25 protein-coding genes are annotated in these 26,262 nt (G+C 62.4%); 13 read left to right on the top strand and 12 right to left on the bottom strand.

The genetic code is table 11. The annotated features are described in order from the left end of the window. Positions 1–45 precede the first annotated feature (45 nt). The 10 genes from GNZ12_RS28265 (at position 46) to GNZ12_RS28220 (ending at position 7,743) form a co-directional block, all read left to right on the top strand. Entirely contained in the window at positions 46–960 is a 915-nt protein-coding gene (locus GNZ12_RS28265; RefSeq protein WP_172315474.1) for a LysR family transcriptional regulator, read from the top strand. A 101-nt stretch (positions 961–1,061) separates the two neighbouring features. Further along, on the top strand, positions 1,062–1,817 hold the full coding sequence (locus tag GNZ12_RS28260; RefSeq protein ID WP_172315473.1) for an RNA polymerase sigma factor: 756 nt from the start codon (positions 1,062–1,064) through the stop codon (positions 1,815–1,817). Next, positions 1,807–2,739, top strand: a complete 933-nt coding sequence (locus GNZ12_RS28255) for an anti-sigma factor family protein (protein WP_172315472.1) — start codon at positions 1,807–1,809, stop codon at positions 2,737–2,739. Before GNZ12_RS28260 ends, GNZ12_RS28255 begins: the two co-directional genes overlap by 11 nt. 236 nt (positions 2,740–2,975) lie before the next feature. Continuing rightward, on the top strand, positions 2,976–3,350 hold the full coding sequence (gene rpsF / locus GNZ12_RS28250; protein WP_097392318.1) for a 30S ribosomal protein S6: 375 nt from the start codon (positions 2,976–2,978) through the stop codon (positions 3,348–3,350). 50 nt (positions 3,351–3,400) lie between these two features. Beyond that, positions 3,401–3,700 (top strand): primosomal replication protein N, encoded by a 300-nt coding sequence (gene priB / locus GNZ12_RS28245; RefSeq protein WP_028196682.1) that lies wholly within the window; start codon positions 3,401–3,403, stop codon positions 3,698–3,700. Positions 3,701–3,702: 2 nt separating this feature from the next. Then, positions 3,703–3,978 carry a 30S ribosomal protein S18 gene (gene rpsR, locus GNZ12_RS28240; RefSeq protein ID WP_012432802.1) on the top strand — a complete coding sequence of 92 codons (276 nt, stop codon included), beginning with the start codon at positions 3,703–3,705 and terminating at the stop codon, positions 3,976–3,978. Between the two features lie 27 nt (positions 3,979–4,005). Further along, positions 4,006–4,458 (top strand): 50S ribosomal protein L9, encoded by a 453-nt coding sequence (gene rplI / locus GNZ12_RS28235; RefSeq protein WP_063495981.1) that lies wholly within the window; start codon positions 4,006–4,008, stop codon positions 4,456–4,458. A 134-nt stretch (positions 4,459–4,592) separates the two neighbouring features. Beyond that, positions 4,593–5,978 carry a replicative DNA helicase gene (locus tag GNZ12_RS28230; RefSeq protein ID WP_063495982.1) on the top strand — a complete coding sequence of 462 codons (1,386 nt, stop codon included), beginning with the start codon at positions 4,593–4,595 and terminating at the stop codon, positions 5,976–5,978. A 128-nt stretch (positions 5,979–6,106) separates the two neighbouring features. Then, positions 6,107–6,733 (top strand): DUF47 domain-containing protein, encoded by a 627-nt coding sequence (locus tag GNZ12_RS28225; protein ID WP_172315471.1) that lies wholly within the window; start codon positions 6,107–6,109, stop codon positions 6,731–6,733. Next, on the top strand, positions 6,733–7,743 hold the full coding sequence (locus GNZ12_RS28220) for an inorganic phosphate transporter (protein ID WP_172315470.1): 1,011 nt from the start codon (positions 6,733–6,735) through the stop codon (positions 7,741–7,743). Before GNZ12_RS28225 ends, GNZ12_RS28220 begins: the two co-directional genes overlap by 1 nt. Positions 7,744–7,862: 119 nt before the next feature. Here the strand turns inward: GNZ12_RS28220 and GNZ12_RS28215 are convergent, their stop codons facing one another. The 12 genes from GNZ12_RS28215 to GNZ12_RS28160 all read right to left on the bottom strand — a co-directional run bounded on the left by GNZ12_RS28215 (position 7,863) and on the right by GNZ12_RS28160 (position 21,243). Then, positions 7,863–8,669, bottom strand: a complete 807-nt coding sequence (locus GNZ12_RS28215) for an SDR family oxidoreductase (RefSeq protein ID WP_172315491.1) — start codon at positions 8,667–8,669, stop codon at positions 7,863–7,865. Between the two features lie 170 nt (positions 8,670–8,839). Further along, positions 8,840–10,102: an NlpC/P60 family protein gene (locus GNZ12_RS28210; RefSeq protein WP_172315469.1), complete on the bottom strand. Its 1,263-nt coding sequence runs from the start codon at positions 10,100–10,102 to the stop codon at positions 8,840–8,842. A 206-nt stretch (positions 10,103–10,308) separates the two neighbouring features. Beyond that, positions 10,309–12,198: a PhoH family protein gene (locus GNZ12_RS28205; RefSeq protein WP_172315468.1), complete on the bottom strand. Its 1,890-nt coding sequence runs from the start codon at positions 12,196–12,198 to the stop codon at positions 10,309–10,311. Positions 12,199–12,544: 346 nt separating this feature from the next. After that, positions 12,545–13,006, bottom strand: coding sequence for a peroxiredoxin (locus GNZ12_RS28200; protein ID WP_172315467.1), 462 nt, complete (start codon positions 13,004–13,006; stop codon positions 12,545–12,547). Between the two features lie 140 nt (positions 13,007–13,146). Beyond that, a complete protein-coding gene (locus tag GNZ12_RS28195) occupies positions 13,147–14,040 on the bottom strand; it encodes a polysaccharide deacetylase family protein (protein WP_172315466.1) in 894 nt (297 codons plus the stop codon). Between the two features lie 10 nt (positions 14,041–14,050). Further along, complete coding sequence (locus GNZ12_RS28190) at positions 14,051–15,115, bottom strand: bifunctional UDP-4-keto-pentose/UDP-xylose synthase (RefSeq protein ID WP_172315465.1); 1,065 nt, start codon at positions 15,113–15,115, stop codon at positions 14,051–14,053. Further along, positions 15,112–16,047, bottom strand: a complete 936-nt coding sequence (locus tag GNZ12_RS28185) for a formyltransferase (protein ID WP_172315464.1) — start codon at positions 16,045–16,047, stop codon at positions 15,112–15,114. The genes GNZ12_RS28190 and GNZ12_RS28185 overlap by 4 nt, the downstream gene beginning before the upstream one ends. After that, positions 16,044–17,087, bottom strand: a complete 1,044-nt coding sequence (locus GNZ12_RS28180) for a glycosyltransferase (protein ID WP_172315463.1) — start codon at positions 17,085–17,087, stop codon at positions 16,044–16,046. The genes GNZ12_RS28185 and GNZ12_RS28180 overlap by 4 nt, the downstream gene beginning before the upstream one ends. Positions 17,088–17,093: 6 nt before the next feature. Continuing rightward, positions 17,094–18,245, bottom strand: a complete 1,152-nt coding sequence (locus GNZ12_RS28175; protein ID WP_172315462.1) for a DegT/DnrJ/EryC1/StrS family aminotransferase — start codon at positions 18,243–18,245, stop codon at positions 17,094–17,096. A gap of 257 nt (positions 18,246–18,502) precedes the next feature. After that, positions 18,503–18,874 carry a DMT family transporter gene (locus GNZ12_RS28170; protein ID WP_120291601.1) on the bottom strand — a complete coding sequence of 124 codons (372 nt, stop codon included), beginning with the start codon at positions 18,872–18,874 and terminating at the stop codon, positions 18,503–18,505. 25 nt (positions 18,875–18,899) lie between these two features. After that, on the bottom strand, positions 18,900–20,663 hold the full coding sequence (locus GNZ12_RS28165; protein WP_172315461.1) for an ArnT family glycosyltransferase: 1,764 nt from the start codon (positions 20,661–20,663) through the stop codon (positions 18,900–18,902). Between the two features lie 205 nt (positions 20,664–20,868). Beyond that, positions 20,869–21,243 carry an Mth938-like domain-containing protein gene (locus GNZ12_RS28160; RefSeq protein WP_172315460.1) on the bottom strand — a complete coding sequence of 125 codons (375 nt, stop codon included), beginning with the start codon at positions 21,241–21,243 and terminating at the stop codon, positions 20,869–20,871. 525 nt (positions 21,244–21,768) lie between these two features. Here GNZ12_RS28160 and GNZ12_RS28155 point away from each other — a divergent pair. The 3 genes from GNZ12_RS28155 (at position 21,769) to thrC (ending at position 25,882) form a co-directional block, all read left to right on the top strand. After that, positions 21,769–23,016, top strand: a complete 1,248-nt coding sequence (locus tag GNZ12_RS28155; protein ID WP_328806081.1) for a pyridoxal phosphate-dependent aminotransferase — start codon at positions 21,769–21,771, stop codon at positions 23,014–23,016. 74 nt (positions 23,017–23,090) lie between these two features. Next, on the top strand, positions 23,091–24,422 hold the full coding sequence (locus tag GNZ12_RS28150; protein WP_172315458.1) for a homoserine dehydrogenase: 1,332 nt from the start codon (positions 23,091–23,093) through the stop codon (positions 24,420–24,422). An 8-nt stretch (positions 24,423–24,430) separates the two neighbouring features. After that, positions 24,431–25,882 carry a threonine synthase gene (gene thrC, locus GNZ12_RS28145; RefSeq protein WP_172315457.1) on the top strand — a complete coding sequence of 484 codons (1,452 nt, stop codon included), beginning with the start codon at positions 24,431–24,433 and terminating at the stop codon, positions 25,880–25,882. Positions 25,883–26,262: the final 380 nt, after the last annotated feature.

Genomic DNA, 26,262 nt, shown 5'->3' with positions numbered 1-26,262 from the left:
GCGCGAGACGGGGCGCAGCGATGCTGCATGGGACCGGAGACAAAAATGGACCGCTTCAAACAGATCGAAACTTTCGTGCGCGTCGCCGACGCGGGCAGTCTCGCGGCGGCCGCGCTGGAGGAGGGCGTGTCGCCAGTGATTCTCGGGCGCCGCATCGACGCGCTGGAAAAACGCCTCGGCGTGAAGCTGATGTACCGCTCGACGCGACGCCTCGTGGTCAGCGAAGACGGTGCCGCGTTTCTCGAGCGCTGCCGCGGCCTGCTGACCGAATGGGACCAGGCGGAAAACGAACTGAGCGCCGGACGGCGGGCGGTGAACGGCCATCTGATCGTGTCGGCGCCGGCCGCGTTCGGGCGCAAGCACGTCGCACCGCTTGCACCGGCCTTTCTCGCCGACAAGCCGGAATTGCAGGTGTCGTTCAACCTGACCGACCGGGTCGTGGATCTGGTGCGCGAGGGTTATGACCTGTCGATCCGGATCGGCGGCGCGGTCGATCCGAATTTCGTCGCGGTGAAACTGGCGTCGAACCGGCGCGTGGTCTGCGGCACACCGGACTATTTCCGCAAATACGGCAAGCCGAAAACGCTCGAAGATCTGCCGCAGCACAACTGCCTGGCGTTCAACCTGCAAGGTGGGCAGAACCGCGGCTGGTACTTCCGCCGCAACGGCAAGCTGGCGACGGTGCGGGTGGGCGGCACGCTCGACTGCAACGACGGCGAGCTGCTGCACCGTTGGGTATCCGAAGGGCTCGGGCTCGGCTGGCGCTCCACGTGGGAGATCCAGCAGCAACTGGCGCGCGGCGAGCTGGAAACCGTGCTGGATGAATTCGCGCTGCCCGACTACGACATTCTGGCGGTCTATCCGCAGCAACGTTATGTGCCGGCCAAGGTGCGCTACTTCATCGATTATCTGAAAGAGGTGTATGCCAGCGAGGATTACTGGAATCGCCCGGCTTATTGAGTATGGGGGTAAGGTAATTTTTCGCGGATTTCACGCGATGGCGGGAATAAACTTGGCATGCGACCGGTCATGTTGGATGACGAGTCAACAGCTTAGCCGTAATGCCCCGGAGGGCCGAGGTGGGTCAACCCGATTCAAATGCCGCCCGCGCGCACGACGACGCCGATGCAGCGAGGAACCGCCGTTTTCAGGAACTGGCGCTCCCGCATCTCGACGCCGCGTACAACCTTGCGCGCTGGCTGTGCGGCAACGCCAACGATGCCGACGACGTCGTGCAGGAAGCATTCATGCGCGCGTTTCGTTTCTTCGACACGTTCCGCGGCGACTCCGCGCGGCCGTGGCTGCTGGCGATCGTGCGCCGCACCTGGTACACGGAATGGCGGCGGCGCGCGTCGTCGCACGAGGTGGTCGAGTTCGACGACACCATGGACGACGCGACTTTCGAAGGCTGGAGCGCGGGCGGCGCCGATCCGCAGACGCTCCTGATCCGCGATGAAGACACGAAGCTCGTGCACGAGGCGCTGGCGCAATTGCCGGTCGAGTATCGCGAGGTGCTGATCCTGCGGGAGCTCGAAGAGATGGGTTACCGGGAGATCGCCATGGTGGCCGATGTGCCGATCGGCACGGTGATGTCGCGGCTCGCGCGGGGCCGGCGCAAGCTGGCAGCGCTGCTGATGGCGAAGCAGGCGTCCGGGCTTCCGGGCGGTGGCAGTCCGCCGCGAGCCACGGCGCCGGGTGCCTGTGCGGCCCCCACGGCTTCCGTCACACCACTCCGGGCGGCCTCCAACGGCCGTCCATCCAACAACCCCGGCGCGAGTGCTACCGGCTTAACTCAGGAGACGCCAGATGGACTGTAACGAAGCGCGGCCGCTCCTCGATGCGAACGCCGACCACGAATTGCCCGCGCCGGATGCGCAGCGCGTCCAGCAGCACATTGAGAGCTGCGACGCCTGCCGGCGCGAAAGCGAAAATCTGCGTACGTTGAGCGCCTCGCTGCGCGCACAGCCTTATTACCGGGCGCCGGATGCCCTGCGGGCGCGGATTCTAGCTGCCCTCCCGGTGGGCGACACCGTCGCCCACGAGCCCATCGAAGCCCCACGGGCCGCCGCACAGCCGAGGCCGAAGCGAAGCTGGCTGGGTAACTGGCTGAATGGCTGGCTGGGTCCGCAAGGCGCGATGGGGCGGCCGGGCGGTGTAGGCTCAGGCGCAGGTTCAGGCGCAGCGATCGGGCAGGGCTGGCTCGTCGCGCTGGTGGTCGCGCTCGGTGCGGTGGCGGTGGGCGTGACAATGAACCAGCATCGTCCGGCGCAAGGCGGCGGGTTCTCCGATGAACTGGTCGAAAGCCATGTGCGAGCGCAAATGTCCGGCCACGACATCGACGTCATTTCGACTGATCGGCACACGGTCAAGCCGTGGTTCAACGGCCGGATCGACTATTCGCCGCCGGTCGAGGACCTCGCGGCGAACGGTTTTCCGCTGGAAGGCGGCCGGCTGGATTACATCGCGCATCAGCGGGTGGCGGTGCTGGTGTACCGCTATCAGAAGCACATCATTGACGTCTACGTGTTTCCGGAAGCGCGCTCTGCCGATGCTGGACCGGAAGCCGCCGCCGGGCTTTCGATGGCGCAGACCCGCGAGGGTTACTCGCTTGCGCACTGGAACGCGCAGGGGATGACCTGGTGGGCGGTCACCGACGCCGCGCCGGACGCGCTCAGCGGGCTCGAAAAGGCGCTGAAAGCCCGTCTGGCGGGCGGCAGCGAGCAGACCGAGGGGGGCTGAGCGGGCTTCGTGTGCGCGCTCCGGGGGTGATTTTCCCGGGCGCGCACGCGTGGCGGCCGTTTGTCCCCGTTTTTCCGCTTCGACCTAAACCCTTGAAAACACACCTGATTCACGTGCTAGATTAACGGGATATCTTGCAACCCGGCCCTAATCGGGTTACACTCTTTGGCTTCTCACTTGCCACACCGGTTCAGACGCCCGGGTGGCTCTAATCCACAAGTCCACAAGGAGTGTGTATGCGTCATTATGAAATCGTCTTTATTGTGCACCCCGATCAGAGCGAGCAAGTGCCCGCCATGATCGAGCGTTACAAGAGCACGATCACCTCGCACGGTGGCCAGATCCACCGTATCGAAGACTGGGGCCGTCGCCAACTGGCCTACATGATCGAGAAACTCGCGAAGGCTCACTACGTCTGCATGAACATCGAATGCGACCAAGCCACGCTCGACGAGCTGGAACACGCATTCAAGTTCAACGACGCTGTTCTGCGTCACCTGATCGTCAAGATGAAGAAGGCCGAAACCGGCCCGTCGCCGATGATGAAGGAAGTGCAGCGCGAAGAAGCCAAGAAGTCGGCTGCTACGCAACCGTCCGAAGCGCAGGCTTAAGACACACTATTTAAGCTGCCAGAACAAGCGTCGCTTTAGCCAAAGGTTACATGAATCGGCTGCAACTTACGGCCAGCGTCGTCGAACGCGAACCGGTGCGGTATACCCCCGCCGGCGTTCCGATTGCAGGCTGCACGTTGCACCACCGCACGGAAGTCGTCGAAGCCGGCATTGCCCGGCAAGTCGAATTGACCATGCAGGCGGTAGCCGCAGGTGAGGCGAGCGGTAAGCTGGAAGGCTGTCAGATGGGCGTAGAAACGCTCTTCACAGGCTTTCTGGCGAAAAAGCACCGCAACGCAAGAACTCTGGTATTTCACATCACAGAATTGCAGGACATTGGAAAGGACTGAACATGCCCCGCCCGACTGGTAAGAAATTCGACAAGCGTCGTCAACAACAAAATCCGCTCTTCAAGCGCAAGAAGTTCTGCCGTTTCACGGCCGCTAACGTCGATCACATCGACTACAAGGACCTCGAAACGCTGAAGGACTTCATCGGCGAAAACGGCAAGATCACGCCGGCGCGTCTCACGGGTACGAAGTCGCACTATCAACGCCAGCTGGATACGGCAATCAAGCGCGCACGTTTCCTCGCGCTGGTGCCGTACACCGACCAGCACAAGGCCTAACCCGACGACGCGATAAGGAGTATCCGAATGCAAATTATTCTTCTGGAAAAAGTCGTCAATCTGGGCAACCTGGGCGATATCGTGAAGGTCAAGGACGGTTACGCACGTAACTTCCTGATTCCGAACAAGCAAGCTCGCCGTGCAACGAAGGAAGCCCTGGCTGAATTCGAAGTTCGCCGTGCTGAACTGGAAAAGATCGCCGCTGAAAAGCTGGCTATCGCTCAAGCTCAAGGCGAAAAGCTGGCAGGCTCGACGGTTCAGATCAATCAGAAGGCTGGCGTCGACGGCCGTCTGTTCGGCTCGGTGACGAACGCCGACATCGCTGACGCATTGGTTAAGCAAGGCTTCGCAGTGGAAAAGGCGCAAGTGCGTCTGCCGGAAGGCCCGCTGAAGCTGGTTGGCGACCACGCTGTTCAGATCTCGCTGCACACCGACGTGCTCGTCGATGTGAACGTGGCTGTGATCGGCGAACACGTCTAAGCATCTCGTAGCATCTGCCAGGTTGTTGCTGGCAAAAGGCAGGGGCCGGGTGACCGGCCCCTGCCTTTTTTTGTGCCCGTTTTTTAGTTTTTCCCCCGCCCGCGCGCGCTCGATTTACCCGATAATTCCTCTCCATGAACGCACCGTCCAAAGATCCCCAAATCGAGTCGCTGAAAGTCCCGCCGCATTCGATCGAAGCCGAGCAGTCGGTGCTGGGCGGCCTGCTGCTCGACAACGCGGCATGGGACCGCATCGCCGACTTTCTGTCGCAGAGCGATTTTTACCGATACGACCACCGCATCATTTTCGAGCACATCGGCAAGCTGATCGCGGCGACGCGTCCGGCCGACGTGATTACCGTGTACGAGGCGCTCGGCACCTCGGGCAAGGCAGAAGAGGTCGGCGGTCTGGCGTATCTGAACGCGCTGGCGCAGAACACGCCGAGCGCGGCCAATATTCGCCGTTACGCGGAAATCGTGCGCGATCGCGCGGTGCTGCGCCGCCTTGTGTCGGTGGCCGACGAAATTTCTGCTGACGCTTTCAACCCGCAGGGTAAGGAAGTCCGCCAGTTGCTGGACGAGGCCGAATCGAAGGTGTTTTCGATCGCCGAAGACGGCGCGCGCGGCACGCAGGGCTTCCTGGAAATCGGGCCGCTCCTGACCGAGGTGGTCGAGCGAATCGACACGCTGTATCACACCGCCAATCCGAGCGACGTGACCGGCACGCCGACCGGTTTTGTCGACCTGGACCGAATGACTTCCGGTATGCACGGCGGCGAGCTGATCATCGTGGCGGGTCGCCCGTCGATGGGTAAAACGGCGTTTTCGATGAACGTCGGCGAATACGTGGCGGTCGAGTATGGCCTGCCGGTCGCCGTGTTCTCCATGGAAATGCCGGGCTCGCAGCTCACGATGCGTATGCTGGGCTCGGTCGGCCGGCTCGACCAGCACCGCATGCGGACCGGGCGCCTGACCGACGAGGATTGGCCGAAGCTCACGCACGCGGTGCAGAAAATGAGCGAGGCGCAGATTTTCATCGACGAAACCGGCGGCCTGAACCCGATGGAACTGCGTTCGCGCGCGCGTCGGCTGTCGCGCCAGTGCGGCAAGCTCGGCCTGATCATCATTGACTATTTGCAGCTGATGAGCGGTTCGTCGTCGGGTGAAAACCGTGCAACCGAAATCTCGGAAATCTCGCGTTCGCTGAAGAGTCTCGCCAAAGAACTCGACGTACCCGTGATCGCGTTGTCGCAGCTCAACCGGGGTCTCGAACAGCGCCCGAACAAGCGGCCGATCATGTCCGACTTGCGCGAATCCGGCGCTATCGAACAGGATGCGGACGTCATTCTGTTCATTTACCGCGATGAGGTATACAACCCGGACAGCCCGGACAAGGGCACGGCGGAGATTATCATCGGTAAGCAGCGGAATGGTCCGATCGGCCCTGTTCGACTCACGTTCCATGGGCAATTCACGAAGTTCGACAATTTTGCCGGCGCGCAGAATTTCTACAGCGAGTAAAGCGGTCGCTGCCGGAATAACTGGCGGACCTGTTGTAACGACGCTTTCAAAAGTGCGGCATCGATCCTGGAACGGTACAATGTGGCGGTTTTATGTCAGCCATAATGTGACCAATTTCCGGGATCCCAATGTTCGGTCGTTTCATGCCCACCGAGGGCAAGTTCTTTGAAATTTTCAATGCGCACGCAACGTGCATCGTTTCGGCAAGTCGCGAACTCGAGCTGCTGATCGATAATCTGCAGGACGCCGAGACCCACAAGCAAAACGTGCAGAAGGCCGAAAAGGCCGCTGACAAGCTTACGCACGAAGCCATCGACCTGCTGCACAAGACCTTCATCACGCCGCTCGACCGCGACGAGATCCACAAGCTGATCACCACGATGGACGACATCCTCGATTTGATGGAGGACGTCGCCACCGCTATTTCGCTGTACGACGTGCAGGCGGTGACCTCCGAGGCGAGCCAGTTGGCGCACATCTGCACGGTCACCTCGGAGCGCGTGCAGTTCGCCGTCGGCCTGCTGTCGGACATGAAGCAGGCGAGCCAGATCCTGAAGGCGTGCGAGGACATCGACCGTCTGGAATCGGAAGCCGACCGTGTGCTGCGCTCGGCCATGTCGAAACTCTTCCGCGAAGAAGACAACGTCAAGACGCTGATCAAGCTGAAGGCAATCTACGAACTGCTCGAAACTATCACGGACAAGTGTGAGGACGTGGCGAACATTATCGAAGGCATCGTGCTGGAAAACGCATAATGCAATCGATACAACTCGCTATCTGGGTCGTTGCCGGCCTGGTCGTCGTCGCGCTGATTTTCGACTTCATGAATGGCTTCCACGATGCGGCGAATTCGATCGCCACGGTCGTGTCAACCGGCGTGCTGAAGCCGCAGCAGGCCGTGGCCTTCGCGGCGGCGTTCAACGTTATCGCGTATTTCGTGTTCCACCTGAAAGTGGCGCAGACGGTCGGCAAAGGCACGATCGATCCGCATATCGTCGACCACTATGTCATTTTTGGGGCGTTGGTCGGGGCGATCGGCTGGAACATCATCACGTGGCATTACGGTATTCCGTCCAGCTCGTCGCATGCGCTGATCGGTGGGCTGGTGGGCGCGGCGCTCGCCAAGTCGGGCTGGGGTTCGCTCAATATCGACGGATTGATGAAGACGGTTGCCTTCATTTTCATCTCGCCGCTGCTCGGTTTTGTACTCGGCTCATTCTTCATGCTGGCGGTGTCGTGGATCTATTTCCGCACGCCACCAAGCAAGGTCGACCGGCGGTTCCGGCGCCTGCAACTGGTCTCCGCAGGCTTGTATAGCCTCGGCCACGGCGGTAACGACGCGCAGAAAACCATTGGTATCATCTGGATGCTGCTGATCGCGACCGGCTACGCCTCGTCGATCGCGGATGCACCGCCGCTGTGGGTGATCGGCGGCTGCTATCTGTCGATGGGTATCGGCACGTTGTTCGGCGGCTGGCGGATCGTCCGCACAATGGGTCAGAAGATCACCAAGCTGAAGCCGGTCGGCGGCTTCTGCGCGGAGACGGGCGGTGCGATCACGCTGTTCACGGCGTCCTGGCTCGGCATTCCGGTGTCCACCACGCATACGATTACCGGCGCGATCGTCGGTGTCGGCGCGACGCAGAAGTTAAGCGCGGTGCGTTGGGGGGTAGCGGGCAACATCGTCTGGGCGTGGATTCTGACGATTCCGGCCTCCGCAGCGCTCTCCGCGGCTGCCTGGTGGCTGGGCCACCGCCTTCTGTAAATGCAGTGCGGACGGCAAAGGCCGTCCGCGCGTTTTCAGGTTTCAATGCTCTGCCCCCGGAGCCCGGAGCGAAAAGCGCCTGCCGTCACAGCCCTAAAGCTGCAAATAAAGCGCGCTGCTCAGATCAGCGGCGTGCTGCCTCCATCCATCGGGACGATCGCGCCCGTCACATAGCTCGCGCGGTGGCTCGCCAGAAACAGCGCAACGTCAGCGATTTCCTCCGGTTTTGCATAGCGTCCGAGCGGTACTTTAGCCTGCCCGCGCGCCAACGCGTCCGCGCTTTCGATGCCTTGCTGCGACGCCTCCAGTTTGACCGCTTCCTCGACGCGCTCGGTCAGTGTCGAGCCCGGATTGATCGCATTGATGCGGATGCCGTAGCGCGCGTAGTAGTGAGCGAGGCCGACCGTGGCGAGCATCAGCGCGGCATTCGCGGCGCCACCGGCGATATGGATGTCGCTCGCGATCTTGCCGCCCATCCCGATGATGTTGACGATCGTGCCGGGTGCGGCGCCGTCCCCGGCCTTGACGCGTTCGGCCATGCGCCGCAGTACTTCCTGCTGCGGGTAAATGTAGGGGAAATACTTGGCTTCCATGGTTGCGCGGAACGCGTCGGCGTCCAGCGTTTCCGGGTCATAGCGGCGGGCTGCGCCGGCGCTGTTGATCAACACGTCGATGGGGCCGACGGCGGTGCTGACTTCCTCGACGATGTCCGCAGCACTGTGCGGTTCGTGCAGGTCGGCGCGGGTCCGATGCACGTGCAGACCCTCTTGTTTCAACTGTTCGTAAGCGCGCGCGAGATTAGCGGGGTCGCGCGAAACGATTGCCACTTTCGCCCCCTCCAGGGCGAACGCTCGGGCGCAGGCGAACCCGATCCCTTTGCTGCCGCCCGTGATTAACACCACCTTGTCTTTCAGCCCGAGGTCCATCGTCACCACCCGCTGTCAGAAGAATATCGATGACGATAGCAGATCGGCAGCGCAGCGGGGATGGACAGGCTCGAGGTGTGGAGTGTGGGCGCTATCGGGAGACAAAATTCGAGCGGCACGGCCATCGCCATGAGTGACGAGCGATGAGTCACGAGGCGCGGCCTGAGCCGTTAGAAACTGCCGTTGGCGAAGCGCGCGATTGGGTCGTCGGTGGTTTGCGTCGGGGCAGGAATGCCACGTGACGCTGTCGAGGCGCGCATGATCTGCACGCCCGCTTGACGAGCTTGTTGGGCCTGGCGCACGGCGACGGAAGCGGGTGGAGGTGGCTCGAACGCATCGGCAGCGGCGTCGATCGGATCAGGCGCGCGCGCGGTAACTGTTGGCGGTTCAGCACGCGCAGCCGCCGTCTGCTGATTCGCTGAGTCGGCAACAGCGTCATACGTACTCGCCTGAGCGGCCGGCACAGATCCCGGAGACACCGCGCCTGCCGCGCGCGCTTGCATCTGCGCGGCGCTAATACCAGGCGGCGGGGGTTCGAACGGATCAGCTTGCGGTGCCGCAGCCGCGGCTACGACAGGTTGGCCGGTTGCAGTCAGCGGAGGACGAGTGGTCGCCGCGACACGCGCCGTTTGCTGTGGCGTGACAGGGTTCGCGGTATAGCCCGACGCTTCCGGCGCAACAGGGACTCCCGCATAGGCCGACGCTTGCGGCGCAACGGAGGCTGCCGCATAGCTCGAAGGCCGCGTCGCCGCAGAATTCGCCGAATAGCCCGAAGCTTGCGCCGCCACTGCGGCACCCGCATAAGCCGGGGTAGCCTGAGCCACCGGCGCGACACGCTCGGGTTGAGGTGCCGCAGCCTGATAGCTCGGCGTATCGAACGGTGCCGGTGTCGCAGCCGGTGCTGCCACTCGGCGAATACCGTCGAAGCGCTTGGCCCAATACGGATTGGTCAGGTAGTCGAGCCGCACGGTGCCACCCGTCGACGGCGCGTTGACGAAGCGCAGCTTACCCACATAAATGCCGACGTGCGAATGCGCGCGCCCGGTGGTGTTGAAGAAAATCAGATCGCCCGGCGCAATTTCATCTGGTTCGATCGATTCGCCGCGGCCGCTCATATCCGCGGTCGTCCGCGGCAGATTCACGGAAGCGGCGCGCGACACCACGTAGCGAACCAATCCGCTGCAATCGAAGCCGCTATCTGGCGTATTGCCACCCCAGCGGTATGGAATGCCGACCAGACTCATCGCCTGGATTGAGATTTCCTCGCGGCCGATGCTGTGGTCGACGAAATTCGGGAAGCCTGGCGGCGGTGCATGATAAGCGTCGTTCGTGACCACGACCGATGAACCCGGCCCGCGCGACGTCTGTTGCGGCGCGCCGGCGCAAGCGGCGAGCAGCAAAACGGTCAGCAGCGAAAAGGCGAGTCGGCGCATGAAGACGAAGGGAGCGATAAACGCTCGTTTAATGGCGGACGATGTCGGGATGGTAGCCCGTCGAACATGGCTCAGGCAAGAATTCTTGACAAATTACATGAAGTTTGTGCGCTAAGTGTGGCCGGAACGGAACGTGCGGCCAATGAAAAAGCCGCGTCCGGAGTGATCCGGACGCGGCTTCGCGGCAAAAACTAAAGCGTTGAAACTTAAAGAATTTCCGATGCGTAATCCGCCAGACGCGAGCGCTCGCCGCGCGCCAGCGTCACATGCCCGCTGTGCGCCCAGCCCTTGAAGCGGTCGACCACGTAGGTCAGACCCGAGCTGCCTTCGGTCAGGTAAGGCGTATCGATTTGCGCGATATTGCCGAGACAAATGATCTTAGTGCCGGGACCGGCACGCGTGACCAGCGTCTTCATCTGCTTCGGCGTCAGGTTTTGCGCCTCGTCGATGATCAGATACTTGTCCACGAACGTACGGCCGCGCATGAAGTTCATGCTCTTGACCTTCAGGCGCGAGCGGATCAATTCCTGAGTCGCGGCGCGGCCCCATTCGCCGGCGGCGTCGTCGGTTTTCTGGAGGACTTCGAGGTTGTCGTCGAATGCACCCATCCACGGCTGCATTTTTTCCTCTTCCGTACCCGGCAGAAAGCCGATGTCTTCACCGACCGGCACCGTTGCGCGCGTCACGATGATCTCGTTGTAGCGCTTGTCGTCGAGCACTTGCGCGAGGCCGGCCGCGAGCGCGACCAGCGTCTTGCCGGTACCGGCCTGACCCAGCAGCGTAACGAAGTCGATCTCCGGATTCATCAGCAGGTTCAGTGCGAAGTTCTGCTCGCGATTGCGCGCCGTGATGCCCCACACGTTGTTCTTGTGGTGGCCGTAGTCGCGCAAGGTTTGCAGCAACGCCGTCTTGCCGTTCAGCTCGCGCACCAGCGCATGAAACGCCGGTTCGCCGTTCTGTGGCTCCAGGTAGACGAACTCGTTGACCAGCATCGAGGCGCACAGCGGACCCGTCACACGGTAATACGTGGTGCCGGTTTTGGTGTCCTGCCAGCTCTCCATGCCTTTCGCGTGCTTGGTCCAGAAATCCTGCGGCAGCGCTCGGATGCCCGTGTACAGCAGATCGCTGTCTTCGAGCACCTGGTCGTTGAAGTAATCTTCCGCAGGCAGGCCGAGCGCATGCGCCTTGATGCGCATGTTGATGTCTTTCGACACCAGCACGACCTGGCGATCCATCCGGTCGCGCTGCAACGCGCGTACCACGCCGAGAATCTGGTTGTCGGCTTTACCTTCCGGCAGCCCTTCGACCGGCTCGATGGCAGTAAGCTTGGTCTGGAAGTACAGGCGCCCGGACGCCTCGCGGCTGCCGAGACGCGCCAGCGAAATGCCGTCGGACATGTTGCCGGCGTTCGCCACCAACGCGTCCAGCGTGCGGCTCACCTGGCGAGCGTTACGCGCAACTTCGGACATGCCCTTCTTGTGGTTGTCGAGTTCTTCCAACGTCATCATCGGCAGATAGACGTCGTGTTCCTCGAAACGGAACAGGCAGCTTGGATCGTGCATCAGCACGTTCGTGTCCAGCACGAAGAGCTTCTGGACTTCGAGCGGGCCAGCGGACGTGCCGCGCTTCTTGCTGGTGCCGCGCGTGCTGGGTGCGACGGCTGCGGGCTCGCTGGCGGCCGGGTCTTTCGCGCTTGGCGCGCGTGCGACGACCGGCTGCGATTTGGCAGCGGGTGTGGCAAAAGCGGCCGGCTCGGCTTGCGGACGGGCAGCGGGAACCGGTTGCAGCAATGCGGCGGTCTGCTTTGTTTTGCGACCGCGCGCCCCTGCGTCGCGCGCCGGTGCAGCCTGCTCGGCGGATGCGGACGCAGCAGGGGAGGCCGACGATGCCGGCACGGGCCGCAACGTGGTCGCGGCATTGGCGGCGTGCGCCATCGGTGTGGCGACGTTCGCGCGGCCGTAATCGGCCGGCTCTGCTGATTCCCCTCCGACTGCCTGTTTCTTCGCGGCGGAGCTCGCCGGCGTGGCGGCTTTGGCCTTGTATTCGTCAGGCGGCAGGAGATTGCCGAGCTTGCTGGGGGGGGTAGGCAAAGGCATGGTTTCCCTCGAATTAATCGGGCACATTTCGTGCGCCGCCTGTCGCATTCTGCCGGTGCCAGTGGGTGCGCACGCAGTTTGCGCCCGGAGGCGCGCATTCGGTCTAGAGATGCCGGTTCGCCTGGTTTTCGATCGGCTCCTTAACGGAAGCGCGTAGCCGAGTGAACGAACGGCTGCGCGCAATTGAAAAAGCCGCCGCCCCGGCGTACGGGACAAGCGGCTCGCCTTCGGCTATCGCGTTGCGCCTCATGACTTCGACGGAACCGACAAAACGGCCGTCAAGTCTGGCGCAGCTGCGAAAAGTGTGGGGTGGACAGGCACTCATTGGAACCCAATATAACGCGCCTCAAAGCGCTTGTACAGCCTCCAGAATGTCATCGACGTGCCCTGGCACTTTCACGCCGCGCCACTCCTGGCGCAGCACACCTTCGGCGTCGATCAGGAACGTGGAGCGTTCGATCCCACGTACTTCTTTGCCATACATTTTCTTCAATTTCATGACGCCGAAGAGCGTACACAAGGCTTCTTCGGGGTCCGAGATCAATGGAAACGGCAATTCGAGCTTTGCCTTGAAATTGTCATGGGAGCGCAGGCTGTCGCGCGACACGCCGAGAATTTCCGCGCCGGCCTTCTTGAACTTCGGATACAGATCGCGGAATTGCAGACCCTCGGTCGTGCAGCCCGGCGTGTTGTCCTTCGGATAGAAATACAGCACCACCTTCTTGCCCCGCAGCTTGGACAGCGTGATATCGCCACCGGTAGAGGGAGCGGTAAAGTCGGGGAGGGGTTGGTCGACTGCGATTGGCACGAGGTTCTCCGGTTGTTATGGCCGGCGCAGGGTGTTGCTGCGGCGTCGGCCTGGCATCGAGGCTTTTGGGGAGGTCGGCTGGCGCGCCGTGTACGTTCGCGCGGTGGCCGGGCCGTCAGGTCCGGCTATGGATTGGCCAGTCAGGGTTGGACAATCAACTCGCCGGAGCGGCCTGGAATTTCGCCCCACGTAACAGGGTACGATGGCAGCGTGCTGCGGTCTAGCGTGGCGTAGTAATCACCCATGGTCGCGAAGGTGTGACCCTGCGCGCGCCAGCCCTCCAGCAGCTGTTCGAAAAACGGCGCGAGCTTTTGTCCTTCGAGTTCCGCGTGCAGCGTGAACACCTGATCGTGCGGATTGTTTTCGGTGTGCTTCAGCATCCATGCGGCGACGTTGTGCTCATCGACACCGTCCACGCCGAGCACTTCGTCGAGCGTGGGCAGCGTGGTGGGCATCTGCACGTGCGACAACTGCCTGCCGCCGACCACCGGCAGATACGGCGAGTGGCCGCGGCCGTCGGACGCGTACCGCATGCCCCACGCGTCGATCTGCTCGAACGCATGACCGTTCATCTGCCAGCCGGCAGCGCCGTGCGTGACGGGTGGGGTGCCGAAGATCGCGACGAAGCGGTTGAAGCTCTTCTGCATCTGCTTCTCGGTCCACTCGCGGTCTTGCGAACGCACGTTGTCCTGCCAATAGACGTGGTCCCACGTGTGGATGCCGCATTCGAAACCGGCCTCATGAATCGCGCGCATTTCCGCGGCGGTCTTCACGCCGATGTCCGGTCCGGGCAGCAGCACGCCGTACATCAATTGCTTGATGCCGTAATGTTCGACCACCGACGTGCGCGACACCTTCTTCAGAAAGCCCGGCCGCAATACGCGGCGCATCGCCCAACCGGTGTGGTCGGGCCCGAGGCTGAAGAGGAAAGTGGCGCGCGCCTTGAAGCGGTCGAAGATGCGCGCGAGATTCGGCACGCCTTCGCGGGTGCCGCGCAGCGTGTCGACGTCGATCTTCAGGACGATACGAGCCAAGGATCAGGCCTTATTGTTGTTCGACGAGGGCGCGCGCTTCGGCGACGTGACCACGATACGCTTCGAAAATCTTGCGCAGCGCTTCGTCGAAAGTCGACTTCGGCGCCCAGCCGAGTTCCTGCATCGTGTTGTCGATCTTCGGCACGCGGTTCTGTACGTCCTGATAGCCCGCACCGTAGTACGCGCCCGACGACGTTTCGACCAGCTGAACCTTCTTCGCGAGCTCGGCGTATTCCGGGAATTCGGCGGCCAGCGTCAGCATCTTGTGCGCGAGCTCGCGCACCGAGAAGTTGTTAGTCGGGTTGCCGATGTTGTAGATCTTGCCCGTGGCAACACCATCCTTGTTCTCGATGATCTTCATCAGCGCGCCGATGCCGTCGTCGATATCCGTGAACGCGCGCTTTTGCGCGCCGCCGTCCACCAGGCTGATGTTCTCGCCGCGCACGATGTGGCCGAGGAACTGCGTGACCACGCGCGAGCTGCCTTCCTTCGGCGTGTAGATCGAGTCGAGGCCCGGGCCGATCCAGTTGAACGGACGGAACAGCGTGAAGTTCAGGCCTTCCATGCCGTAACCCCAGATCACGCGGTCCATCAACTGCTTGGAGCATGCGTAGATCCAGCGCGGCTTGTTGATCGGACCGTACGACAGTTGCGATTCTTCCGGATCGAACTGCTCGTCCGTGCACATGCCGTAGACCTCGGAGGTCGACGGGAACACGAGGTGCTTGCCGTACTTGACGGCCGAACGCACGATCGGCAGGTTCGCTTCGAAGTCGAGTTCGAACACGCGCAGCGGCTGCTTCACGTACGTGGCGGGCGTGGCGATCGCGACCAGCGGCAGGATCACATCGCACTTCTTGATGTGATACTCGACCCACTCCTTGTTGATCGTGATGTCGCCTTCGAAGAAGTGCATCCGCTCATGATTGATCAGGTCACCCAGACGTTCGGTCTGCATGTCCATCCCGAAGACTTCCCAATCGGTATTTTCGAGAATGCGTTTGGACAGGTGATGGCCGATGAAGCCGTTCACACCCAGAATCAGGACTTTTTTGGCGAAACCTTCGGTTTTCATGAATGACGGGGAGTTTGGATGAGCTGGGCGAATTCGGCGGGGGCGACAACGGTTTCGTTGCCGTCATGCTGGTGCCGCAATTCGTGGATGGCGATCGAGCGGCCGTCGCCGCATATCGCGAAAACGGCATTATCGCTTACGTGCAGTCCCGGCGGCAAATCCGGGCGAAGTGCGCCGGGCACAGCCAGACGCGCGCGGGCGACGATGAAACGCTGCCCTTCGATATCGGTAAACGCGCCGGGATAGGGCGGCGCGACCGCGCGGATCAGGTTGTAGACCTGCTGCGCGGGTTGCGTCCAGTCGATCCGGCCGTCTTCAGGCTTGCGCCCGCCGTAATAGCTGCCGTGCGACAGATCGTTCGGCAGATGCGGCGCTTCGCCCGCGAGCAGAGCCGGCAGAACGCGCCATAGGGTTTGCTCGGCGGCCACCGTGACCTTGTCGAACACTTGCGCGGCGGTGTCGTCGGGCAGGATCGGCACCGGCGTTTGCGCGATGATCGCGCCCGCGTCGGGCTTGGCGGCCATTTCGTGCAGCGTCGCGCCGGTTTCGGTTTCACCGTGGATCACTGCCCAGTTGGTCGGCACGCGGCCACGGTATTTCGGCAGGAGCGAGCCGTGCATGTTGTAAGCGCCCCGTGCGGCGAGCGCCAGCAGGTCGACCGGCAACATGTGGCGGTAATAGAACGAGAAGATGAAGTCGGGTCGTGCGGCGCTGACCGCGGCGCGCAGTTCCGGGCTCTTCGGATCGGCCGGCGTGACGACCTTGATACCGTGCTCGGCCGCGACGGCGGCGACGCTGCCGAACCAGATGTTCTCGGTCGGGCTGTCTTCGTGCGTGACGACCAGTGCTACGTCCACGCCACGCGCGAGCAGCACCTGCAGGCAGCGCACGCCGACGTTGTGATACGCGAATACGACGGCGCGTGGTTTCATGGATTCGGCCCCTGATCGACCAGCGGCGCGGCCTGCACGGCCTGCACCACCGCCTGACGCGGCGCTTCGGTCACGGTGGTGCCGTCGCGCTGCTCGAGAATTGTCTGCACCAGATAACGCGGACGCGCGCGCACCTGCTGATAAATCCGGCCGATGTATTCACCGAGCAGGCCCAACGCGAAGATGATCACGCCGAGCAGGAAGAAGGTGATAGCGAACAGCGTGAACACACCTTGCACTTCCGCGCCGATGATGAAGCGGCGAATCAGCAGCAGCACGAACAGTGCGGCGGACCCGAGCGACAGGATCACACCGATGAACGACAGCCATTGCAGCGGCACCACCGAGAAGCCGGTGACCAGGTCGAAATTCAAACGGATCAGCGAATACAGCGAGTACTTCGATTCGCCGGCAAAGCGCTCTTCGTGAGCGACTTCGATCTCGACCGGATTCTGCGCGAAGGTGTACGCGAGCGCCGGGATGAACGTGTTGATCTCACCGCAGCGGTTGATCGTGTCGATGATGTGCCGGCTGTACGCGCGCAGCATGCAGCCCTGGTCGGTCATCTTGATGCGCGTGATGCGCTCGCGCAGACGGTTCATCGCGCGCGATGCCTTACGGCGCCACAGGCTGTCCTGGCGTTGCAGACGGATCGTGCCGACGTAGTCGTAACCTTCACGCATCTTGTTGACCAGCTTGCCGATTTCTTCCGGCGGGTTCTGCAGGTCGGCGTCGAGCGTGATGACGATCTCGCCGCGTGATTGCTCGAAGCCCGCCAGAATCGCCATGTGCTGGCCGTAGTTGCCGTTCAGCAGGATCACGCGAGTCGTGTCGGGCCGCGCGCGGAACTGATCGGCGAGCAGCGCGGGGGATTTGTCGCGGCTGCCGTCGTTGATGAAGATCACTTCATAGCCGGTGCCGAGCGCGTCGAGCGCAGGGTAGAGGCGCGCGAACAGCGCGGCCAGCCCGGCTTCCTCGTTGTACACCGGGATGATGATCGACACTTCCGGTGCGACGGCGCGATGTTCCGAATAAATCATTTCCGCTTATTTTCCGTATTGTTCGCAAATTTCATTGACCGCTCGGCAGACCCGTTCCACGTCGCCTTCGTTCATCAGCGTGAACAGCGGCAGCGTGACCGTGCTGGCGCCGTAGCGCTCCGCGTGCGGGAACATGCCTTCCTTGAAGCCGCGCGCACGGTACAGCGAAAACAGATGAATCGCAGGATAGTGCACGCCCGAGCCGATGCCACGTTCTTTTAGCGCACCCATGAAGCCGGCGCGGTCGATCGACAGCTTGTCGAGCGGCAGCGTGATCAGGAACATGTGCCAGTTGCTGTTTTCAAAATCCGCCAGCGGCAGGCCGACGCCCAGTTTGGCCGCCGCGCCGCCTTCGAAGCCCGCGAAGTACGCGCGCGCCAGTTTCTTGCGCTGCGCAATGAAGCGTTCGAGATGCGGCATCTGGCCAAGGCCGACGCGCGCGGCAACGTCCGTCAGGTTGTACTTGCCGCCGAGCAGATCGCAGTCCATGCCGTCGAAGCCCGTGCGGGTGATGCCTTGCAGACGGTACTTCTGCGCGAGGATGGCTTCGTCCTCGTTGTTCAGCACCAGTGCGCCGCCTTCGATCGAAGTCAGATTCTTGTTCGCGTGGAAGCTGAACGAGACGATGTCGCCGAGCTTGCCGATCCGCTCGCCTTTCCACGTCGAACCGAATGCCTGCGCGGCGTCTTCGATCACGCGCAGTTTGTGCGCGCGGGCGATTTCATACAGCCGGTCCATATCGACTGGCAGGCCCGACAGATAGACGGGGATGAGCGCCTTGGTGCGCGGCGTGATGGCTTTTTCCAGCAGATCGAGGTCGATATTGCGGGTAACCGGATCGATGTCGACGAACACCGGCGTCGCGCCGACTTCGTAGATCACGTTGCTGGTCGCGACCCACGACGCGGGCGTGGTGATGACTTCGTCGCCTTCGCCGACGCCGGCGATCCGCAGCCCGATTTCGAGCGTCGCGGTGCCGGAATTGAAGGTGCGCACCGGGCGGCCGCCGCAGAATTCAGACAGCGCCGCTTCGAACTTCTGGTTCTGCGGGCCGGTGGTGATCCAGCCGGAGCGGAGCACGTCAGCGACGCCCTGGATCGTTTCTTCATCGATCTCAGGTTTGACAAACGGCAAAAACGGGACTGTTGACTGGCTCATGAATGCTTCGCTCGATTGAAAGGGGCGCACCCGAAGGGCGCGAAGTAGATCACAAACTACGCGCAAACCCAAGGCCACGACTAAAAAAGGGCGCAACCGCCAAGCCTACCGCGGCCAACCTTACGTTTTACTTAGCCCGGCGACTGTGCCCGGCTTACCGCATCGTCTGCCGCCGGCATTTTCGCAGGGCTCGCAGCAGCGCCGGCAATAAACGGTAATAAATCGTGCCCGGCACAGCGCGGCCGGAGGCATGGCGCCTAGCTGCGCGCCAGGACGACAACGCCGATCAGGATGACGCCGATCCCTACCAGCTTCTGTACTGACATCACTTCGCCGAATAGATACCACGCCGCAAACGCGTTGACGACGTATCCGAGCGACAACATCGGATAGGCAATCGACACGTCCACCCGCGAGAGTCCGACCACCCAAACGCCCACGCTGATCACGTAGCAGGCCAGCCCGCCGATGATCGGCGGCTGTGTCGCGAGGCGAAAGGCGATGGGCAGGATGTTCGCACGGGTGAATTCGAAGTGTCCAACGGCATTCGTTCCGGCTTTGAGCAGCAACTGCGCGCCGGCGTTCAACGTGACGCCGGCGAGGATACAAAAGAGGGAAATCGGGTTCATCGAACGGTCAGTTCCTGAGATGGGGTCATTGTTGTGGTTTTTCCACTGGCGCAGGTGCGTTCTGCGCCGGTGCGCCCAGTGTTGCTGCGTCGGATGCGGGCGCGGGCACCGACACGGGCTTCATCACCACCACCCGGCGCGAGTCGCGCGCGATCACCTGCATCGGCAGCCCCTCTTTGAGCAGTCTGTCGTAAGTCGACGGCGGGATCAGCGCGAGCGCGTAGCGCTCGGCCTTCCAGCGCTCGATCCACTCGTCGACCGAGGGCACCCATTTCTGCGGTTCGACGGACACGCCGAACGCCAGCTCATCAGGATGTTCGACCATGATCATCGTGTGGTCGACGTAGAACGGCAGCGTGTGGTCGAGCACGCCGACCGAGTAGAACGGCGTATCGGCCGGCAGTTTGGCGATCTCGGCCTTGATCGCGGGCGCGAGCGGCGCGCCGGAACTCAGGCGGCCGAATACGTCATGACCCGTGCCGGCGATCGTGCCGAGCAGCAACCACGCCGCGCCGAAGCTCGCGACGGCGCCGAAGGTGCCGGAGCGGCTGCGGCGGTTCAGCCACAGCGCCGCCAGCGTGAGCACGAAGGCGACGCCGAGTGCCGCCAGCACCCAGACGCGGTATTCGACATACAGCTCGGTCGGGTTGCGCGCGTCGCCGAAGCGCGACATGAACAGCGCGGCAAACGCGGCCACGACGAGAAACAGCGCGTAGCCGGCCAGATGGCGGCGCAATTGGTCACGTGTGACGAGCGGCAGGTACATGCCGATCAGGAGCGCGATTGGCGGGGCGATCGGCAGCGTGTAGGACAGGAGCTTCGAGTGAGACGCGCTGAAGAACAGGAAGATGAACGCGGTCCACACGAGCATCAGCGTGACCGGCGCGAAGCCGTTCGGCTGGCGCGGCAGGCGCCATGCATGGCGAACACTTTGCACGGTGACCGACAACCACGGCAGGAAGCCGACCAGTAGCACCGGCACAAAGTAGTAGAAGGGCCCCGGGCGGTTCTGTTCGGGTGTCAGATAGCGCTTGAACTGCTGAACGATGAAGAAGAAGTTCAGGAATTCCGGGTTGCGCTGTTGCACCAGCACGAACCATGGCGTGACGATCGCGAAGAACACGATCAGGCCGCCGATCAGATGCAGACGTTTCCACACAGCCCAGTCGCGCGCGATCAGGGTGTACAGCACCAGCACCGCGCCCGGCAGGATCAGGCCGACGAGGCCCTTGGACAGCACCGCCAGCGCCATCGCCCCCCAGCACACCCACATCCATGCCCGCACGTTGGCCGTCGGCAGGTTGGGGCGCTGCGCCAGCAGCAGCGCGCACAGCGTCAGCTCCATCCAGAACGACAGGCCCATGTCGAGCGTGTTGAAGTGGCCCATCAGGTTCCAGTAGGGCGACGTGGCCAGCACGATCGCCGTGAACACGCCGGTTGCCGCGTTGAACACGCGCACGCCGGTGAAGCCGATCAGCAGCACGCCGGCAAAGCCCGTCAGCGCGGTGTAGAGCCGCGCCTGCCATTCACCGATGCCGAACCACGCGAACGTGAGCGCGTTCGCCCAGGTTTGCAGCGGCGGCTTCTCGAAATACTTGTAGCCGTTGTAGCGCGGCGTGATCCAGTCGCCGGTGACGAACATTTCGCGCGCCATTTCGGCATAGCGGCCTTCGTCGCTCGGCAGCAGATGGCGCCAGCCGAGCGGCACGAACCAGATCACGGCGAGGGCCAGCACCAGCAGCAGGATCGTGGTGCGATTGAGCGGTAGCCTCGTCGGCATATCGTTCATGGATTTCAACCTTTTTGTGCGACGCCGCATGGGCAGCGAGGCGGTGTTATCTGGATATGGCGGTTGTCGGTACGGCACCGACGGCGCGCAGTGTACGTCATCGGCCGTGGCGCGGCCAGGGCGCGCGGCCGGCTACGGCCACGCGAACGCTGTGATGCCGCGCATGGGCGGTGTGCGCCTGCACGCTGACTACCCTGCGGCGCCGCTATGCTTCGATCAGCAACGCGGCCGCGACCTTGCGGCCCTCGGCCATCAGGATGTTGTAGGTGCGGCAAGCGGCCTTGAAGTCCATCGTTTCGACGCCGATGCGTTTGGCGGTGAGTGCGGCGGTCAGGCGCGGATGCGGGAAGCGCAGCCGTTCACCGCTGCCGAACACGACCACTTCGGGCGCTGACTCCACCAGCATGGCGAAGTGCTCGGCGCTCAGATCGTCGAAAGAGGAGACCGGCCAGGCGATGACGGGCGCCTCGGGCAGCACGAGAATGCTGCCCGAATGGCGCACCAGATTGATTTCGACATAGTCGGCGCCGTAGCCGGTGACGGTGTTGAGGGCGCCGCTGGAATCCTGATGTAATTTCAAATTCGTTTTCCGAAGTCGTCGTGAGACATCATGCGTGTTGGCGGCCTGACCGGGCAGAACCGAAGCAGGGCGGTTTGACGCGAGTCAGACACGCGAGTGGGGCAGAAGCAGCCGAAAAGGCTTGCCATTGCGGTTGGTGCATTGCGGAAGTCGGCCAAAATCCGCTAAATTATAACTTTTTAGCCGCCTTGCGGCGCCCCTCGCTCAAGTGCCGCCTCATGTGCTGTCATAAGCCGCCCTGAGGGCACGGGCGCGGCCCACCGGCTACCTGCCTTGGTTCTGCCCGCTTTTCGACTGTTTTTTGCCTCTTTTGGTCTGTTCCTGGCCTGATTTGGACTGGCTTTGGGCCTGTTTTGCTGCTGCACCGGCGCAATCCGCCGGACGCGCGCCTAACCGGCCCGGGAAGTCAGCCCAATCCGTGTCTGGTGGCTGTGCCGCGTCATAATTCCCCGTATCGGCGGACTTGCCCGGGGCCCCGTTTATTTTCGCTCCCGCTTGTTCGCCCAAGCCCAACAACAGGATGAAGTGCCCGCCGTGAAACCGATTCTCAAATCCAACAAGTTGTTGAATGTCTGCTACGACATCCGCGGGCCTGTCCTCGAACATGCGAAACGGCTCGAAGAAGAGGGCCACCGCATCATCAAGCTGAACATCGGCAATCTCGCGCCGTTCGGCTTCGACGCGCCGGATGAAATCATTCAGGACATGATTCTGAATCTGCCGGGCTCGTCCGGCTACTCGGATTCGAAGGGTGTGTTCGCCGCGCGCAAGGCGATCATGCATTACACGCAGCAAAAGGGCGTACATGGCGTCGAACTGGACGACATCTACATCGGCAATGGGGCCTCCGAGCTGATCGTGATGGCGCTGCAGGGCCTCCTGAACGACGGCGACGAAGTGTTGCTGCCCGCGCCGGACTACCCGCTGTGGACCGCCGGTGTAAGCCTGTCGGGCGGCACGCCGGTGCATTACATCTGCGACGAATCGAACAGCTGGATGCCCGATCTGGACGACATTCGCGCGAAAATCACGCCGAATACGCGCGCGCTCGTGGTTATCAATCCGAACAACCCCACCGGCGCGCTGTACTCGGACGAACTGCTGCTCGGCCTGATCGAGATCGCCCGCCAGCACGGTCTCGTGATCTTCGCCGACGAGGTTTACGACAAGATCGTCTACGACGGCAAGACGCACACGTCGATGGCCGCGCTCTCCGAAGATGTGCTCACCGTCACATTTAACAGCCTCTCGAAGAGCTATCGTTCGTGCGGCTATCGCGCCGGCTGGATGTCCATCTCGGGCCTGACCGGCGAGAACCGTCGCCATGGCAAAGACTATTTCGAAGGGCTCGGCATTCTGGCCTCGATGCGCCTGTGCCCGAACGTGCCCGGCCAGTACGCGATCCAGACCGCGCTTGGCGGCTATCAAAGCATCAACGACCTGATCGTGCCGAGCGGGCGCCTGTACAAACAGCGCGAACTCGCGTATGACATGCTGACGGCCATCCCCGGCGTGAGTTGCGTGAAGCCCGAGGCGGCGCTGTACATGTTCCCGCGCCTCGATCCGAAGATTTATCCGATCCAGGACGACCAGCAGTTCATCCTCGACCTTTTGCTGGAAGAGCGTGTGTTGCTGGTTCAAGGCACCGGTTTCAACTGGAAGACGCCGGATCACTTCCGCGTCGTGTTCCTGCCGAACGTGGACGACCTCGCGGATTCGATCAACCGGATCGCGCGCTTCCTCGACGGCTACCGCAAACGCCACACGGCTTGAGATGGACGGCGCGCCCGGCGCGCCGCTGTTAGCCCCCGTTTCCTTTTAATCACTTACTCGAAAACACACGCTGCATGGAACCGATCAAAGTTGGACTGCTGGGCTTCGGCACGGTAGGCAGCGGCACCTTCACGGTACTGCGCCGCAATCAGGAAGAAATCAAACGTCGCGCGGGTCGCGGCATCGAGATTGCTCGCATTGCCGTGCGCAATCCCGCCAAGGCGACAGCGGCGCTCGGAAGCGTTGCCGGCACCGTGGCGCTGACCGATGACTTCAACGCGGTGGTCGACGATCCGTCGATCGATATCATCGCGGAAATGATCGGCGGCACGGGCGTGGCACGCGACCTCGTCCTGCGCGCGATCAAGAACCGCAAGCATGTGGTCACTGCCAACAAGGCGCTGCTCGCCGTGCACGGCACGGAGATTTTCGAAGCGGCGCGCGCCAATGGCGTGATGGTGGCGTTCGAGGCGGCGGTGGCGGGGGGCATTCCGATCATCAAGGCGCTGCGCGAGGGGCTCACGGCTAATCGCATCCAGTACATCGCGGGCATCATCAACGGGACGACGAATTACATCCTGTCGGAGATGCGCGACCGCGGGCTCGACTTCGCGACTGCGCTGAAGGCCGCGCAGGAGTTGGGTTACGCCGAAGCCGATCCGACCTTCGACATCGAAGGCGTCGACGCCGCCCACAAGGCGACGATCATGAGCGCGATCGCGTTCGGCGTGCCGGTGCAATTCGACAAGGCGTACGTCGAAGGCATCAGCAAACTGGCTGCAATCGACATCAAATACGCTGAAGAACTTGGCTACCGCATCAAGCTGCTCGGCATCTCGCGCCGTACGGACAAGGGCATCGAATTGCGCGTGCATCCCACGCTGATTCCGGAAAAACGCCTGCTGGCGAACGTGGAAGGCGCGATGAACGCGGTCGTGGTGCACGGCGACGCGGTTGGCGCCACGCTGTACTACGGCAAGGGCGCGGGCGCGGAGCCGACGGCATCCGCCGTGGTGGCTGACCTGGTCGACGTGACGCGTCTGCACACGGCGGACCCGGAGCATCGCGTGCCGCATCTGGCGTTCCAGCCGGACAGCCTGTCGAGCACGCCGATCCTGCCGATCGACGAGGTGACGAGCGGCTACTACCTGCGTTTGCGCGTGGCCGACGTGACCGGCGTGCTGGCCGATATCACGCGCATTCTGGCGGATAGGAGCATTTCGATCGACGCACTGTTGCAGAAGGAATCGGAGCAGGTCGACGCGAACGGTAAGGGCGAAACCGACATCATCCTGATTACGCACGAAACGGTTGAAAAGAACGTCAACGCGGCGATCAAGACGATCGAAGCGCTGAAGACCGTTGTCTCGCAAGTCACGAAGCTGCGCATGGAAGCGCTGAACTAGGCCGAACTATGAACTACCTTTCTACGCGCGGCGCCGGGGTCGGCGAGCGCCATACGTTTTCCGAGATTCTGCTGGGCGGTCTTGCTAAAGATGGCGGCCTGTACCTGCCGGCGGAATATCCGCGCGTCACGGCTGACGAACTGACGCGTTGGCGCACGCTGCCGTACGCGGATCTTGCCTTCGAAATTCTGTCGAAATTCAGCGACGACATTCCCGCCGAAGATCTGCGTGCACTGACGCGCAAGACCTACACGGCCGAGACTTACTGCAACGTGCGCGACGACGAAAGCGCCGCGCAGATCACGCCGTTGAAGACACTGGGCGTCGAGAACGGCGCGCCGCTGTCGCTGCTGGAGCTGTCGAACGGGCCGACGCTTGCGTTCAAGGACATGGCGATGCAGTTGATCGGCAACCTGTTCGAATACGCGCTGGCGCGGCACGGCGAGACGCTGAACATTCTGGGCGCAACCTCGGGCGACACGGGCAGCGCGGCTGAGTATGCGATGCGCGGCAAGAAGGGCATTAGCGTGTTCATGCTGTCGCCGCACAAGAAGATGAGCGCGTTCCAGACGGCGCAGATGTACAGCCTGCAGGACCCGAACATTTTCAACATCGCGGTCGAAGGCGTGTTCGACGATGCCCAGGACATCGTGAAGGCGGTGTCGAACGACCACGCGTTCAAGGCGAAGTACAAGATCGGCACGGTCAACTCGATCAACTGGGCGCGTGTGGTGGCTCAGGTTGTCTATTACTTCAAGGGATACTTTGCCGCGACGGAGTCGAACGACGAGCGCGTGTCGTTCACGGTGCCGTCGGGCAATTTCGGCAACGTATGTGCGGGCCACATCGCGCGCATGATGGGTTTGCCGATCGAGAAGCTGGTGGTCGCGACGAACGAAAACGACGTGCTCGACGAGTTCTTCCGCACGGGCACCTACCGCGTGCGCAAGGCGGCCGAGACGTATCACACCAGCAGCCCGAGCATGGACATTTCGAAGGCTTCGAACTTCGAGCGTTTCGTGTTCGACCTGCTGGGCCGCGACCCGGCGCGCGTACTGCAGCTATTCCGCGACGTCGAAGAGAAGGGCGGTTTCGACCTGGCGGCGAGCGGTGATTTTGCGCGCGTGAAGGAATTCGGTTTCGTGTCGGGCCGCAGCAGCCACGAGGACCGTGTGGACGCGATCCGCGACGTCTTCGAGCGTTACGACACGATGATCGACACGCACACGGCAGACGGCCTCAAGGTGGCACGCGAGCATTTGCAGGCGGGCATCCCGATGATCGTGCTGGAGACGGCGCAACCGATCAAGTTCGGCGAAACGATCCGCGAGGCGCTGCTACGCGAACCGGAGCGCCCAGCCGCGTTTTCGGGACTGGAGTCGCTGCCACAGCGGTTCGAGGTGCTGCCGGCCGACGTACAGCGCGTAAAGGACTTCATCGCCGCAAACACAGGCGAGTAACCCCGCGAGTATCGAGCGCGACAGAGTCGCGCTCGATACAACGGGCGAGGTTGACAAGAAGTACCGCTACGGCGCGCGCAGCGCCGCCGGAAGAATGACGCCTTTGTCACTCACGCCGAATGTGCGGGAACACAGATTCCAGATGTACCACTACCGCGACTGTGCGGGGGACCCGCTTAAGAATTAGCGGTTTGAGCCGCTTTCTCTTGCCTACTTCTCTTTGCGGCCGGTGGCAAAGAGACGTAGGTGCCGCCCCGCACAGGGGCAACGCTAATAGACCAATAACAAATCAAGGAAAGGCCAACGCCGCAGGCGCACAGAGAACAAGCGCCGAGCAGGCAAGTAAATCAAGCAAAGGCCAACACCGCACGCACACAGAC

Source organism: Paraburkholderia solitsugae (genome assembly GCF_013177695.1).
In the GTDB taxonomy this organism is placed as follows: domain Bacteria; phylum Pseudomonadota; class Gammaproteobacteria; order Burkholderiales; family Burkholderiaceae; genus Paraburkholderia; species Paraburkholderia solitsugae.
The sequence above is the reverse complement of the archived record's forward strand: the minus strand, read 5'-3'. Positions and strand labels throughout refer to the sequence as shown.

Bases quoted from the DNA above. Each gene is read 5' to 3' on its own strand.
- GNZ12_RS28265 (WP_172315474.1), top strand. From the start codon at position 46: ATGGACCGCTTCAAACAGATCGAAACTTTCGTGCGCGTCGCCGACGCG.
- GNZ12_RS28260 (WP_172315473.1), top strand. From the start codon at position 1,062: ATGCCCCGGAGGGCCGAGGTGGGTCAACCCGATTCAAATGCCGCCCGC.
- GNZ12_RS28255 (WP_172315472.1), top strand. From the start codon at position 1,807: ATGGACTGTAACGAAGCGCGGCCGCTCCTCGATGCGAACGCCGACCAC.
- rpsF (WP_097392318.1), top strand. From the start codon at position 2,976: ATGCGTCATTATGAAATCGTCTTTATTGTGCACCCCGATCAGAGCGAG.
- priB (WP_028196682.1), top strand. From the start codon at position 3,401: ATGAATCGGCTGCAACTTACGGCCAGCGTCGTCGAACGCGAACCGGTG.
- rpsR (WP_012432802.1), top strand. From the start codon at position 3,703: ATGCCCCGCCCGACTGGTAAGAAATTCGACAAGCGTCGTCAACAACAA.
- rplI (WP_063495981.1), top strand. From the start codon at position 4,006: ATGCAAATTATTCTTCTGGAAAAAGTCGTCAATCTGGGCAACCTGGGC.
- GNZ12_RS28230 (WP_063495982.1), top strand. From the start codon at position 4,593: ATGAACGCACCGTCCAAAGATCCCCAAATCGAGTCGCTGAAAGTCCCG.
- GNZ12_RS28225 (WP_172315471.1), top strand. From the start codon at position 6,107: ATGTTCGGTCGTTTCATGCCCACCGAGGGCAAGTTCTTTGAAATTTTC.
- GNZ12_RS28220 (WP_172315470.1), top strand. From the start codon at position 6,733: ATGCAATCGATACAACTCGCTATCTGGGTCGTTGCCGGCCTGGTCGTC.
- GNZ12_RS28215 (WP_172315491.1), bottom strand. From the start codon at position 8,669: ATGGACCTCGGGCTGAAAGACAAGGTGGTGTTAATCACGGGCGGCAGC.
- GNZ12_RS28210 (WP_172315469.1), bottom strand. From the start codon at position 10,102: ATGCGCCGACTCGCCTTTTCGCTGCTGACCGTTTTGCTGCTCGCCGCT.
- GNZ12_RS28205 (WP_172315468.1), bottom strand. From the start codon at position 12,198: ATGCCTTTGCCTACCCCCCCCAGCAAGCTCGGCAATCTCCTGCCGCCT.
- GNZ12_RS28190 (WP_172315465.1), bottom strand. From the start codon at position 15,115: ATGAAAACCGAAGGTTTCGCCAAAAAAGTCCTGATTCTGGGTGTGAAC.
- GNZ12_RS28185 (WP_172315464.1), bottom strand. From the start codon at position 16,047: ATGAAACCACGCGCCGTCGTATTCGCGTATCACAACGTCGGCGTGCGC.
- GNZ12_RS28180 (WP_172315463.1), bottom strand. From the start codon at position 17,087: ATGATTTATTCGGAACATCGCGCCGTCGCACCGGAAGTGTCGATCATC.
- GNZ12_RS28175 (WP_172315462.1), bottom strand. From the start codon at position 18,245: ATGAGCCAGTCAACAGTCCCGTTTTTGCCGTTTGTCAAACCTGAGATC.
- GNZ12_RS28170 (WP_120291601.1), bottom strand. From the start codon at position 18,874: ATGAACCCGATTTCCCTCTTTTGTATCCTCGCCGGCGTCACGTTGAAC.
- GNZ12_RS28165 (WP_172315461.1), bottom strand. From the start codon at position 20,663: ATGAACGATATGCCGACGAGGCTACCGCTCAATCGCACCACGATCCTG.
- GNZ12_RS28150 (WP_172315458.1), top strand. From the start codon at position 23,091: ATGGAACCGATCAAAGTTGGACTGCTGGGCTTCGGCACGGTAGGCAGC.
- thrC (WP_172315457.1), top strand. From the start codon at position 24,431: ATGAACTACCTTTCTACGCGCGGCGCCGGGGTCGGCGAGCGCCATACG.